The 13589-nt window shown below is 52.9% G+C and carries 11 protein-coding genes; 1 reads left to right on the forward strand and 10 read right to left on the reverse strand.

Going from position 1 to position 13589, the window contains the following annotated elements; genetic code table 11:
- Positions 1-8: 8 nt before the first annotated feature.
- The 7 genes from ABO04_RS00490 to ABO04_RS00515 form a co-directional block, all read right to left on the reverse strand.
- Positions 9-1898, reverse strand: a complete 1890-nt coding sequence (locus ABO04_RS00490) for a site-specific DNA-methyltransferase (RefSeq protein WP_160808658.1) — start codon at positions 1896-1898, stop codon at positions 9-11.
- A gap of 61 nt (positions 1899-1959) precedes the next feature.
- Positions 1960-3369, reverse strand: coding sequence for a DUF2130 domain-containing protein (locus tag ABO04_RS00495; RefSeq protein WP_160808659.1), 1410 nt, complete (start codon positions 3367-3369; stop codon positions 1960-1962).
- A 2-nt stretch (positions 3370-3371) separates the two neighbouring features.
- Positions 3372-5252 (reverse strand): ATP-dependent endonuclease, encoded by a 1881-nt coding sequence (locus tag ABO04_RS00500; protein WP_160808660.1) that lies wholly within the window; start codon positions 5250-5252, stop codon positions 3372-3374.
- A 7-nt stretch (positions 5253-5259) separates the two neighbouring features.
- A complete protein-coding gene (locus ABO04_RS00505; protein ID WP_160808661.1) occupies positions 5260-5946 on the reverse strand; it encodes a DUF4391 domain-containing protein in 687 nt (228 codons plus the stop codon).
- Positions 5943-6689, reverse strand: a complete 747-nt coding sequence (locus ABO04_RS11870; protein WP_205012725.1) for a hypothetical protein — start codon at positions 6687-6689, stop codon at positions 5943-5945. Before ABO04_RS11870 ends, ABO04_RS00505 begins: the two co-directional genes overlap by 4 nt.
- Complete coding sequence (locus ABO04_RS00510) at positions 6641-9241, reverse strand: SNF2-related protein (protein ID WP_205012726.1); 2601 nt, start codon at positions 9239-9241, stop codon at positions 6641-6643. Before ABO04_RS00510 ends, ABO04_RS11870 begins: the two co-directional genes overlap by 49 nt.
- A complete protein-coding gene (locus tag ABO04_RS00515) occupies positions 9241-9444 on the reverse strand; it encodes a helix-turn-helix domain-containing protein (protein WP_160808662.1) in 204 nt (67 codons plus the stop codon). The genes ABO04_RS00510 and ABO04_RS00515 overlap by 1 nt, the downstream gene beginning before the upstream one ends.
- A gap of 210 nt (positions 9445-9654) precedes the next feature.
- Here ABO04_RS00515 and ABO04_RS00520 point away from each other — a divergent pair, with 210 nt between their 5' ends.
- Complete coding sequence (locus ABO04_RS00520) at positions 9655-9912, forward strand: hypothetical protein (protein ID WP_160808663.1); 258 nt, start codon at positions 9655-9657, stop codon at positions 9910-9912.
- Positions 9913-10211: 299 nt separating this feature from the next.
- On the opposite strand, the gene ABO04_RS00525 is transcribed toward ABO04_RS00520, so the two are convergent.
- The 3 genes from ABO04_RS00525 to rimI all read right to left on the reverse strand — a co-directional run bounded on the left by ABO04_RS00525 (position 10212) and on the right by rimI (position 13589).
- A complete protein-coding gene (locus ABO04_RS00525) occupies positions 10212-12137 on the reverse strand; it encodes a cytochrome c/FTR1 family iron permease (RefSeq protein WP_160808664.1) in 1926 nt (641 codons plus the stop codon).
- Positions 12138-12298: 161 nt separating this feature from the next.
- Positions 12299-13060, reverse strand: coding sequence for a uracil-DNA glycosylase (locus ABO04_RS00530; protein ID WP_345852737.1), 762 nt, complete (start codon positions 13058-13060; stop codon positions 12299-12301).
- Between the two features lie 58 nt (positions 13061-13118).
- Positions 13119-13589 carry a ribosomal protein S18-alanine N-acetyltransferase gene (gene rimI, locus ABO04_RS00535; RefSeq protein WP_160808666.1) on the reverse strand — a complete coding sequence of 157 codons (471 nt, stop codon included), beginning with the start codon at positions 13587-13589 and terminating at the stop codon, positions 13119-13121.

Consider the following 13589-nt stretch of genomic DNA (forward strand, 5'->3'; position numbering starts at 1 on the left):
GGGCGGCCTCAGATGCTCTTCACTTCGGTGCCTGGCGAGAGCAGCTTGAAGATCTGTTCTACGTTGATCTTGACAGCGCTGTCCTTGAACCCGGCATCGCGGAACACCACGCGCAGCGGCTGTTGTTTGGCCAGTTCCTTGACGAAGGCTTCGTCGATACCGCCGTGGGCGTCAAAGCAGGCGGCGAGCGCGTCGCCGTCCACGAAGAACACATCCTTGCCCTGGATGGGCTTTTTCTCGATGGGCAGGGCGAGATCAACGCCCCAGTCCAGCATCACCTGGAACAGCAGATCTTCCGCCGTGCGGTCAGGCTTGATGTTGTCTACGAACAGATCGAGATTGGCCTTGTCCAGCGAGTCGGGAGAGTAATACACATCGGCCATGTTGGACGTGTCGATCTTGAGGACGCGGAAACCGATGTCTTTGTCCCAGTTTTCGTGGCTGGTATCTTCGAGAACCTTTTTTCCAATGCGGCGGATTCGCTCCTTACTCACTTCGGCAATACTCGTGAACCCTTGCTTCTCAGCCACAGAACCTGTCGCTGGCGATTCGGCGATTTGAACAGAAATGCAACGACGATTACCTCCATCCTCCTTATTCTGCTGAAGAACCGCAGCAGCCGTTGAACATGAGCCAGCAAAAAAATCGACAATTATCTCATTGCCTTGACCAGTTGTTCCAATTCCCAGTATTCGCTGAATAAGTCTCGTGGGCTTTGGAGTGTCAAATACCGCTGCACCAAACAACTCCTTAATTTCTGCGCCGCCATCATCGGTCGTTCCGCTAGATTTGTAATCCCAGACGTCAACTGGAACCATACCACCAGTCTGGTCAGACAAATATATCTTGAGCCTCGGATATTCCGCATCTCCATCTTTAGCCCAGTAGAGCCTGTTTTCTGCTACATGCTGTTTGTGCTCTGTTTGAGAGTATTTCCAGGCATGGGTCGGATGATGAACAATCGCACCAGTGATAGGATTCTTAATTCCATATACGAGGTTCGGACGAGCCTCCTTGGTTGCGGGGTTGACATATGAAGATGTAATCCATGCGCCTCGTGGATCATTGTCTGGGTTACGGTATCCTGAATCGGCCTTTTCAGAACGTTTTTCCTTGATAATATCCAGAGACTCCGAACACCGAAAGACAAGAATGTTGTCCTTCAATGAATAAAACCTCTTGGCATTATTCGATCTGGTGTACCGTTTTTCCCATGCAATCTGCGCCACAAAATTTGTGGCCCCAAAAATTTCATCACAACAATGACGCAGGCTAGCCACCTCACCATCGTCAATGGTGATAAATATCAAACCATCATCTCGCAGCAGGTTTCGAGCGAGGCGCAGCCGGGAATACATCATGGTTAGCCAATCGGAATGGAATCGTCCATTTGCTGCGGTATTGGCAGCCAGTCGATTTCCATCTTCATCCACTTGATTCGAGCGGCGCAGGTATTCACCTGCATCCTCAGCAAAGTCATCTTCGTAGATGAAGTCATTGCCCGTGTTGTACGGCGGGTCAATGTAGATCATCTTCACCTTGCCCAGATACGTCTCCTGCAACAGCTTCAACGCATCCAGGTTGTCGCCTTCGATGAACAGGTTCTTCGTCGTATCGAAGTCCACGCTCTCTTCACGGCAAGGTCGAAGCGTCTTGGCAATCGGCGCATTGGCCGTCAACAACGCCTCGCGCTTGCCCGGCCAGTTCAGGTGATACCGCTCCTGCGGTCCTTCGACGATGACGCTGGACAGTTCCTGCCTGAGCTGGTCGAAATCCACCGCCAGCCGCACACTGCCATCCTCGCCCCGCGCCTCAGTCACACAGCCCGGAAACATCTCGCGGATGCGGGCGATGTTGTCCTCAGTCAGGTTGGGGGAGTGCATTTTCAATTTATCCATTACTCAATCTCTTCTTAAACAGGCGTTCTCGGCCTTGACATGACAACAGGCTGCATGCGCCTTATTCGTCATCCTCGCCTTCTGATTTCTTTAATTCTGAAAACCGGGCTTTCATGGTGGGGTTGCCATGAGTCAATTTCTTGATCGTCACGTCCTGTGCCTTGTTGTTGGCCAGGCGTAGATTGCGATCGGTGCTCAGCAAAGCATCCTTGGTTTTCTGCAGATGATCAATCGACTTGTCAATCTCTTCTATAGCCTTCGTGAATTGTCTGGAAGCAAGATCGTAGTTTCTCTCAAACCCTGTCTTGAATGCCTCCAGCTTGCCTTCAAAATTGGTGATGTCGATATTCTGAGCTTTGACCAGTGCCAGTTCCGACTTGTAAGCCAGGGACTTCATCGCCGCGTTGCGCAACAAGGTGATGATTGGAATGAAGAACTGTGGCCGGATAACGTACATCTTTGGGTATCTATGGAATACGTCGACGATTCCGGTGTTATACAACTCGCTCTCAGGTTCGAGTAGGGAAACCAGAATGGCGTATTCGCAGCCCTTCTCTACGCGATCCTTATCCAGCTCCCTCAAGAAGTCTTCGTTCTTCTTCTTGGTCGCCGTTTCATCGCTTTCATTCTTCATCTCAAACATGATGGAGACGATTTCAGTGCCGTCCTCGTCCATATCGCGGAAAATATAGTCGCCTTTACTACCGCTGCGAGCGTCATTGTCTTTCTCGAAGTACGCTCGCGGAAAGGCTGTGGCGCGAATCCGGTTAAACTCGGTTTCGCAGTGTTGCTCCAAGGTTTCGCCGACCATTTTGGTCGATAGTCTGGCCTTCATGTCTCGGAGACGCTCGATGGCGTCATCTCGATCCTTGATCTGCGTCTCGTACCGTTCTTTCAGCGACTTTTCGGCAAGATTCTTTTCTAGTTCGATTCGCTGCAAATTATTCTTCAACTCATCGCGTTCTTTTTCGACAAGGCTGACGGCTTCGGTAACTGCCAGCTTTTGTGTGATGCTACTGGCTTCAAGCTTGGTTTTCAGTTCCTGAATCTCCGCTTCTTTCGCTGCGGTGGTTTTCTGTAGCTCGTTAACCAGCTTGGCCTCTGCCAGTTCCGTTGCTGCTTGCTGGCTACGCCTGACCTTCTCCAGCTCATTGGAAAGTGCATCACGCTCTTTTTCCACTGCGCTCAATGCTTCTGTAACAGCGAGTTTTCGCGCAACCTCAGCGGCATCAAGGCGGGCCTTTAGCTCCTGGAGTTCGGCATCTTTAGTAGCAGCTTCTTTTTGCAGCTCGCTGGCAATCTTGGCCTGCGCAAGTTCAATGGCATTACGCTTGTCCTGTTCGGCCAACTCCAACCGCTCATGCAGTTGCTTCTCAAAATCACTGTCGCGCACTTGCTTCAGAATGTCCGCGTAGCCAGCTTCATCAATCTTGAATGCCTTGCCGCAGTGAGGGCAGATGATTTCGTGCATAGTTATTCTCCCTTCGCCTTGGCCAGTATTTGCAGCAACATTTCGGGCACTTCACCTTCTGCCCTGAGCGTTGCCGTACGGTATGCGAGTTGATTTTTTGAGAGCTGAATACCCGTTTCAGTTTCGACGTTCTCACATGCGATAAACCACTCTGGCCAGTTTTCCGACAAGAACGACTCAAGGTGATCCTCGAAAATTGCCACTTCATCGGTTACGTTCGCAGAAGGAAAGTCCTCTTCTGGAAGGCCGAAATATTTCAACAGCAGTCGGTTTGGTTTTGCATGGCTCGTGCGCTCCGATTCTATTTTTTCTTGTGCTTTTCCATTGGCTATGGCGCGAGCTTCGAATCCACCATCTGAATCAAAGAGCGCATAAGCTGGAACCCCAATTGAAGACAGGATCGCATGCGCCAGAGGAATTGATGATTTTCCGTTTACGGAGACAATGGAGACACCGGCCGTTTCGAGTGAGCCCACCAGCGACCTATCGCCAATCCCATGGAACACGGAAGATTCGGTAGTTCCCTCAACAAGGAACGCTCGGTTCGCGAACAGAGCTATGGCAAGCTGATCGGCAACGTTATGATCAAGCCGACGGTCGACCACATCACCATCGACAACTCCCTGAAGCCTAGCCTTTACATCAGCAATTGTTGCATAGTGAACAGAAACGACAGGAGTCTCATCAGTCGATCTCGTCAGCCGCCTGACTTGATCAAAATGACGCGCTTCAAGAAAGTATGGGCTATGCGTTGCATAAGTTACTTGGATACGTTTTTCTGCATCCTCGGCCAACGAGCGGAGCACCTTTGCAAAGGCTTGTGCCTGGATTGGATGCTGAAAGAGTTCAGGTTCTTCAATTGCCAGGCAAATCACCCCTTCAGCTGACGCTGCACCAGACTGCGCCAAGAGCTGGAGTGTTGAAATCAGAATTGTGCGTTGAAAGCCATGACCTTGCCGCTCTACTGCGGTCTCGGTTGTACCATCAAGCACAGCTACTTCGAACGTCGTTTTCGGAGCCTTAAGCTCTACGTCTGCGGGAGAAACTGTTACGGAGCGGCCCGGCGAGTACGACGCGACAACCTCATTTAACTGAGCCGTGATGCCATCAAGCTGTTCTTTGAACTTCTCTTCATAAACTTGCTGTTGCTTCGCACGCGACTCCTCAACGATCTTCGCAATTTCCTCGTCAGCTGCGGCACGATCAACCGAACGCTCAAGAATCCTGCCAATGATGCTCGACTTACCGTCAATAGACTCTTCGCTTGCACGAAGATCGGCGGTAACCAAGACGAAGTCGAAGAGACCGCTCATCTTGCCGCCGCTGTTGAAGCCGAAAAAGTTGGTTTGCAGTGCTTCAGGTGCATCGACAAGCTGATCTGTGTGATCTGCTTCCCATGCTGTCATTGCTTGCTCAACGGCTGCGCCGCTGGTGGCCGCAGGTAGCTCTAGGTCTGGTCGATCACGCCGAAGCGAGGCGTACAAATCTTTCTTTGCTGTAGCGTTGCCTGCCGCCTTAATCGCATTGAAATCTGGAAAACCCTTTGCGTTAGCAGAGAGAATATCGGAGCCGTCAGGTGATCGACGCTTCCAAGCTGTAAACGTGGCTGCGCCTTCCGGTGCATACTTGCCAAGCGCCTCGCGATCTTTTTCTGTGAGGTCAGAAAATGTGATCTGGACTTCGATGTCTTCGTCGATCGCTCCAAATGAGCAGTCTTTCTCTGTCAGTGAGCCAGGTTTACCATTGAAAAACCAATCAAGCGCACGAAGCACGGTGGACTTGCCTGCCCCATTCGGCCCGATAAAGGTTGTAACAGAGTCAAAGGGAATGGTTACGTCTTTCAACGTGCGGAAGTTCTTAATTCGGGCGGATTGGATTTTCATTTTGGTTTCAGCTCCTTGAACCGGTCATCTGTGCTTCTTTGAGTTCGTTTAATTCAGTTTTTAGCTTCCGCAGTTCGGCATTGAGCTCCACCTTACGGTTGAACTGTTTTTCCTTGGCCAGCCGCGCCGACGCTTTCTCCACTTCTCGCTGCTTGGCTTGTACTCGCTCCACACGGGCGACCAGTTCAGCCAGTGTTTCCTGTGGTCTCGCTGGCAAAGGGACCAGGCGCTGCAGCAGTTGCTCGTACAGCCCGCCCAGATGCAGGGCCAGCGGCATGGCGGTGCGTTCGCTATCCATTGGCAGCCAGTCAGTTGCAAAGTAGTCCGAGAGCACCCAGCGGCTGGCATCGGCTTCGTTCGGGCGCTTGTAGGCGGCGACCACCTGCGTTCTACCATCGAAGGTCAGCTCGAACACGATGGGGAACGGGATGGCCCCGTCGATGCAACGCAGCACATCGCAGTGCAGTTCCGGCGTTTTGAGCTGGATGCTGAAAATCTGAATTTCCGGCACGCCAGGGTGCGCGGGCAGATGCACCGTCTCGGGGGCCAGTTTGTACTGCCAGACGATCTGTTCCACCTGTTTGACGAACAGGTCTTTGAGCCGGGTGTTGGCCCCGCTGTGCTCGTAGATTTTGTTCTTGGGCAGCACGCGCCCGAAGGCGGCCTGCTTGGGGTAGGCGATCAGCGCGCTCATCCGGCCTCCTGAATCACGAGGAAGCTGATGAGTTCAAAGTCGTCCAGCCCGGAGATGGTGCCTGTGAGCGCCGTCGTCTTGCCGCCGGTGAACAGGCTATCCAGATCCTTTTCCTCCTTAACCTCGATCATCGAGCGAATGGCCTTTCCCAGCAGGTCGGAGTAGGGCTGCATCTTGCGGCCATCCGCCGTTTCCTGATTGAAGCGCTGGAAGGCCTCGACGATGGGTTTATCCTGCCCCTTGCAGCAGCTACGCACCAGATCAAGCAGACGTTTTACCTCGGTGTGATCGTGGATGACTTCACCCTCGCGGTTGATGTAGACGAGGTAGTACGGGTGCAAGCGGTTGTGCTGGTTGATGCTGATCTCAGCGTTGCGATTGCGCAGCGTAAAAATCGCACCCGGCAACAGCCCCATCTCGAGTCTGGCAGGCACGACGGCGTGCATGCCGTTGGGCACGTTGCTCAATTCGCCGTGGTCCTTGACGTAGTTGAGCAAGTCCATGCGGAAGTCGTTCAGGCCCAGATCGGTGATGGAAACGCCGGTCTTCAGGTCTTCCAACTCAATGACTTCTTCTTGCAGGCGGCGCAGTTGCTCCTTGCGGTAGGACACGTCGTTGGCCTGCGCTGACAGCACGTTGTCGTCGCCGGTGGCGGTCACGTCGGCGATCATCATTCGGCTCTCGACGCGCTCTTTCAGGTTGATGTACTCGTCGAGCGAAATGTCCGGCCAGTAGTTGACCAACTGGATGCTGCTGTTGGGCGAGCCGATGCGATCCACCCGGCCAAAGCGCTGGATGATGCGCACCGGGTTTGGATGTCGTAGTTGATCAGGTAGTCGCAGTCCTGCAGGTTCTGGCCTTCGGAGATGCAGTCGGTGCCGATCAGCAGATCGACTTCGTGCGGTTCGTCCGGCAGCACCACGGCCTTTTCCTTGGAGCGTGGCGAGAATAGGGTGAGCAGTTCCTGAAAGTCGTAGCTGCGCTTGTGTGTGCCGCTTTTGATGGTGGATTGCGGCGCACCCTTGCCGGTGACCTTGGCAGTGTGGATGGAGAGATTGGCCAGCAGCTCCGGTGCGAGGTTGGCGTACAGGTAATCGGCGGTGTCGGCAAAAGCGGTGAAGATCAGCACCTTCCGGTTGCCGGGGTTGATGGGGTTGGCAATCTTGTCCAACACATGCGCCTTGAGGTGCTGCAACTTGGCGTCGTCGGGCGGCGTGATCTTGTTCATCGAGGCCAGCAGCGCATCGATGATCTGCAAGTCGGCCTTGAGTTCGTGCGCCCAGGATGGCAAGTCCATGTCGGCGAGACTGATCTTGATCTTGCCGCCGATGCTTCCAAACCCGTCGCCGCCCTCGTCGCCGGGCATAGTCAGGTCGTCGTCCTCGGCATCCAGCCCCTCCAGCACTTCGGTGAGGTCGCCCACCGTGGCCGCGCCGCCGGATTGATTGAACGCGGCGATCTTGGCGAGCGTGGCTTCGTTGTTCTTTCGCAGCGAGTGCAGGGTGAGGCGGAACGACTGCACCGAGCTTTCAAGGCGCTTGAGCAGGTTGACCGTCATCAGGGCCTGAAGGCTCTTTTCGCGGTCGGCCTGGCGCAGCGTGCCTTTGCTGCCCACCTTGGTGTCGTAGATTTCTTCGTACTTCTTCAGACGGCTGGGCAGGATGTAGCTGATGGGCGCGTACACGGCCAGCTTGAGCAGGGACAGTTGCTCGAAGATCTCGTTGAAGCCCAGAACGTCCGCCCGCTCGGTCAATGGGCAGTGAAACGACAGCGGTTTGCGGCGCTCGGGGAATTGGCCGATGTCCTTGGTATCGTAGAAGGTCTGGATGTGCTTACGCGAGCGTGCGATGGTGACGCTGTCGAGCAGCTCGAAGAAGTCGAAGTCCAGCGAATCCAGAATCGCACGAGCGGTGCGCTCCTCCGGCGGCAGCTTTGACCACGCGTTGAAGGCTGCTTGAGCGCCCCGGAAAATCTCCTCGACGCTTCTGCCCGTGCGCAGTTTCTTCGTGAGGTTCTCGGAGTCGCCTTCGTAGGCCAGGGCGAGTTGGTTGCGTAAATCGGTAAAGCGGTTGTTGACCGGCGTGGCGGACAGCATCAGCACCTTGGTCTTCACCCCTTCCTGGATCACCTTGCGCATCAGCTTCTGGTAGCGCGTTTCCTTGTCCTTGTAGGCGTCGTTGTTGCGGAAGTTGTGCGACTCATCGATGACCACGAGGTCGTAATTGCCCCAGTTGATCCGGTTCAGCGGCGTGCCGAAAGACTCGCCGCTGGTGCGGGAGAGATCGGTGTAGCAAAGGACGTCGTAGCTGAATCGGTCGCGGGCGAAGATATTGGTTTTGAGGTTGCGGTTGTAATTGAGCCAGTTGTCCGCCAGCTTCTTGGGGCAGAGCACCAGTACCGAGCGATTGCGCAGCTCGTAATACTTGACGACGGCCAGCGCGGTGAAGGTTTTGCCCAAGCCGACGCTATCGGCCAGGATGCAACCGCTGTAGGTTTCCAGCTTGTTGATGATCCCGGTGGCGGCATCCTTCTGGTAGTTGAAGAGCTTGTTCCAGATCAGGGTGTCCTGGTAGCTGGTGCGGTCGTTGGGCAGGACGTCCTCGTCGATGTCGTCGAGAAACTCGTTGAAGATGTTGTAGAGCATCAGGAAGTAGATACCCCCGGGTGAGTTCTCCTGGTAGACCGAGGCGATGTGCTCGCAGATCTGTGTGGTCACATCTTCCAGCTTTTCGGGGTCGTTCCAGATCTGGTCAAACAGGCTCAGGTACGTGGCCGCAAAGGGCGCCTCGTCCATCTTGTTGACGAGGTTAGAGACGGCGTTGCCTTGCTGGTAGCCGAGATCGACAGCGGTGAACCCGTGCAGGGGCATGTAGGCCGTGTCGGTGCTGCCAGTCTGCACGCACGCGAACTGCTGCATCGGTGCTTTGGTGCGGTTGCTGCGGAACTTGGCCTTGCGCCGTATCCAGTCGGCGCACTCCTTGGCCACTGCCCGCTGGGTGAGCTTGTTGCGAAGCTGGATTTCAAACTCGCTGCCGTAGAGGCTGCGCTCGCGGTCGAGCTTGGGGATGTGGAACTCCTTGCGCTCCTTGCGAATCTTGTCGCTGACCTCGTTGGCCACAAAGGTGGGCGAGGTGAAGATGAAGTTCAGCTCATCGATCTTCTCCAGCTCGGCTTTCAACGCCTCGAAGGCGTACATCGAAAAGCACGATGCGGCGACCTTGAGCCGTGCCCCTGGCCGGAGGGTTTGCTTGAGGTCATCGCCCAGCAAGCGGCTGATGTTGTCGATCAGTTCCATCAGTCGCCTGCCCCCGAATCCTTGTTGATCAGATTGGCGGCAATCCACTCATCCAGGTCTCTGCGACGGAAGCGCCACGTGCCGCCCAGCTTGAAAGCAGGGAGCTTGCCTTCGGCCGCAAGGCGGTAGACGGTGCGCTTGCCAGCCTTCAGGTAGGCAGCGACCTCGTCCAAGGTCAGGATTTCATTTTCACGCTCTTTCACCAGGATTCTCACAGTAACTTGCCAATTGTTGCCAATTTTCCTATAGAAAGCGAATCAGAAAGAAATAAATAAAAAGATAAAAGCCTCACACTAAAAGCTAACGTGGTTCCATCAGGGAATTTATGCGGCTTTTAAGCAAACAGATTTCTATGCCGAATATATAAACGATCTGATATAAACTCATTTATTCATTTGATGAAATAACATCAAATGAATGAGTTCATACATCAATGCAGCTATATGTTTCTATCTGTTTTTGTGGAAAAGCCGGGGGGTGTATGCTTGGATTTTTCTTTTGCTTGGATAAACAGTGCTATTTCAGGGATTTTTAGAGATGCTGACGTTAATTGCTACTGGGTCGGTAATATTGATGCTGCTGCTGGTTTTACCAAAAAGAGCAAGAATGTATTTGCTGAAATTGCTTTTGGTCGTGTTCTTGGTTTCTTTGTCTGCAATCGTAATAATTAAACTTTTGACTCTTTTCTTCAGAATTTTGTGATCCTATCGCAACTATTCCTTGCGCCGTGGAACCGTAAGCACTACCGTTGCCCTCTCTTCCTTTTCCACACAATTCAATGCTGGTTCATCGCTAGACACCACTTCAATTGAAACCTTTAAACATCTTTAGGGAATCTCTGAAAAACATTAGCGAGACAGTCCGCTCAAGGCAAAAGCCTGCAAAAAACGGAGTCTGTACGTGATAAATAAGCATTTTGAGCTGATTTTTAACGTAAAAAACAACGCAAATAGTTCTTCAGAGGTTTCTCTCAGGTCGATGTATTCTCGCGTTTGTTGTACAGATAGCCGATGATCAGCACCACCACCACAGCCAATTGCGACAGGAAAGTCTGCCAGGTTGGGAAAATGCCAAGCAGATCAATATGTGGAATCGGCGCCAGTGATACGTCAATCCAGCCAGCTTTCTGCAAGGCAGATACACCTTTCCCGGTAAGAGCAACCGCAAGAACAGCAATCAGTACTGAACTGGCCGCGAAGAACGTGGAAATAGGCAAGCGGCGACTGGTTCGCAACAATCCCCAGGCAGTCAGCGCCAGCACCAGCACAGCAGCGCCGATACCGCCCAGCAGCCAGACTTTCTGGTCTTCCTGCCACAAGGCAGCGTAAAACAGGATCGTCTCGAATACTTCGCGATAGACCGATATAAAAGCAAGGATAAACAGAAACCAGGCAGATTTTTTATTCAGCGCATCGCTCATTTTTTCCTTGAGATAAGTCTGCCAGCGATCTCCGGTACTCTTCTGATGCATCCACAACCCTACTGCCAGTAGAATCAGCGCAGCGAACAACGCTGATACCCCTTCGGTAAGTTCACGACTGGCACCACTAATATCAACCATATAATGTGCCACCGCCCAGGTCCCTCCCCCTGCCACCAGCGCGGATATCCAACCGGCATGAACGTAACGGAGCGTTTCGCGCTTGCCGGCCTTATTCAGAAAAGCCAGTAGGGCAACAATGATCAGTAACGCCTCCAGACCCTCACGAACCAGAATGGTAAAAGCTCCAAAGAACGTGGTTGTGGCATTCCCTGCACTGCTCGTAAGCTTTTGAGCATTTACCAGAAGTTCATCAACTTCTGTCGCCTGCTTCACAATACTGTCAATACCGATATCGTTAGAAAGGCCAGAGCGAAACGTGCCCATACCCAACTCTATACGAGCAAGCAATGCACTATCAATTGCACTGAGTTGCAATTCCACCGGCTCAACACCATCCAGATAGGCAGATCGCGCCAGCTGAATCGCTTCTTTGTTATTGCCTGCCCGGTAAGCATTGACACTGGCAGCCATCCGCCCGCGCGCAAGCGCAATACCGGTCAATGCCTGTTCCAATGCATCAGGCTGTGCGCGCAGATAGCCTATCAAGGCATGGGCCTGATCCTTGTCCAGGATTGCACTGATCTGATCTGCACGGGTGCGTGATAACTCATCAAGATTGCTGATGTGGGCACGTGCACCGGTATCCTGCTGCCAGAGCGCCCGTCCTCTTTCAATATCACCCGTATAAGCAAGCGTACCCGTGTAATAAGCGAGCGCCCAGCGATCAGCTTCATTCAATTGTTCAGCGTAGCTGATCATGGAAGTACCTTCCACCCCTTGAGAGATCGTCTGAAAAAACGATAAGGGACTGCGCTGGTCAGCACGCTCTACATCAGTAAAGGCAATAACAGGAGGATCCAATCCGACTGCAGCTGGCCCATCTCCACCACCACTGACGCCATGACAGCTTGCGCAGTGACTTTGATAAAGTGTAGCTCCCCGGGCAAGATCGGGTGCTGCAGCCGGTGAAGTTGGAATGGGATACGCGGCCAGTAAGGCATCCGCCAGTCGATGTGCCTGCAATGCAACTTCAGCAGCATCAGCCTTGTCTTCTACCAGCGCTGTCAAACCATCTGCCTGTATTAACAAAGATGCTTTATCAGCATGTTCTGGAAGTGCAACAATTTGTGTATGGATCACTGCCGAGAATTCCTGCATCTCGGCAAACTCGGGAGCATTGACGATTTTCCCCTGATCCACAGCCCCTGCATAGTCGGTTGCCAGGTAATCAAGCATCTGCCAGGTCTGTGGTACCAGTGAGATAACATTATCTGCCCGGACACCAAAATTTAGAGCCAGCAATAAAAAGAAAATGGAGAAACAAACTGAAGCATGTCGATTAATTGAGATCATGAAGCCTCATACCTGGTCGATTGATCTATAAAAACACCGGACAAACAAGCAATATAACATGATCGCAAATGCGTGTCATTATCACCAGATGGCCGTATTGCAGACATTCATAAAAGCAGATTTTTTGCACGCGGGTGGCTCATACTGAACCCGGGATCAGGTCAATTCGTAACCTGCCGGACGTTCAGCAAATTTTGCATGGTTTCGCGAGCGAAACACAGATCCTCCCATGCCTTGGCTTTATCAGTCAGTGAACGCAACAGATAGGCTGGGTGATAGGTCACAATCAATGGAATTCCTGCAAATTCATGCAATCTGCCCCGCAAACTGGCAATACTTTCACTCGTAGTCAGCAGGTTCTGAGCAGCCACCTTGCCTAGCGTCACAATCAATCTGGGCTGAATCAGCGCAATCTGACGCAGCAGATAGGGACGGCACTGCTGCGCTTCCGTATCCTGCGGATTGCGATTACCCGGCGGACGACATTTCACGATATTGGTAATGTAGATATCCCGATCACGTCCAAGGTTGATTGCCTGCAACATGTTGTCGAGCAGCTTTCCGGCCTGACCCACAAACGGCTCGCCCAACTCGTCTTCCCGGGCTCCCGGTCCTTCTCCGACAAACAACCAGTTAGCGTGCTCGTCACCGACGCCAAACACGGTTTGCTTGCGTGTCTGGCTCAGTGGGCAAGCAGTACAATTGCTGACCTTCTGTCGCAACTGCTCCCAGTTTGCACGCGCAATCAAGGTGAGATGATCATTGACTCCGGAAGATGCTGCAACTGTGTCTGCATGGATAAGCGGATTTTCACCCGTATCAGATGACATGGATGATGACCCGGATGGCTGTCCCGGGGAGATGTCCGGTCTGATGCGCCACACAGGTAATAGTCCAAGTTCTTTGAGTCGATCGCGGTCCACGGTTATATCTTTTCTGCTCAGGCAGAATGAAAAATTCGGTTGAAGGGGACTGCCAGGATCATAAATCCAGCCTCATGATCAATGCATCCTCGCTGCCGCACATCGCTGGATAATAACCCTTGCGCACGGCAATCTGCCGAAATCCTGACCGTCGGTACAAATTCGCCGCACCGGTATTGGATTCACGTACATCCAGCAATACAAATTCTGCCTGGTGTTTCCTGGAAAGTTCAATCAGATAATGCAACATTTTCCCGCCTGCCCCCTGATTCTGCCAGGCAAAACCAACGCCCAGTGTCAGTACATGCGCTTCACCTGCCCCGATCATCAGAATGCCATAACCCATCACCAGATCGGTACCCTGCTGTACCAGCACCCGACAGTGATGGCCCGCTCTGATCGAGTCGCTAAAATTGCCGATCGACCATGGAAAAAGAAAAATCTCGTGTTCGATGCGGATAACCTGCTCCAGATCACTTTCTCGCATTTCACGAATTTCGGCCTGAAAGGAGCGCGTCCCGCTCATCAT

This window comes from Nitrosomonas sp. HPC101 (assembly GCF_009833125.1).
In the GTDB taxonomy this organism is placed as follows: Bacteria; Pseudomonadota; Gammaproteobacteria; order Burkholderiales; family Nitrosomonadaceae; genus Nitrosomonas.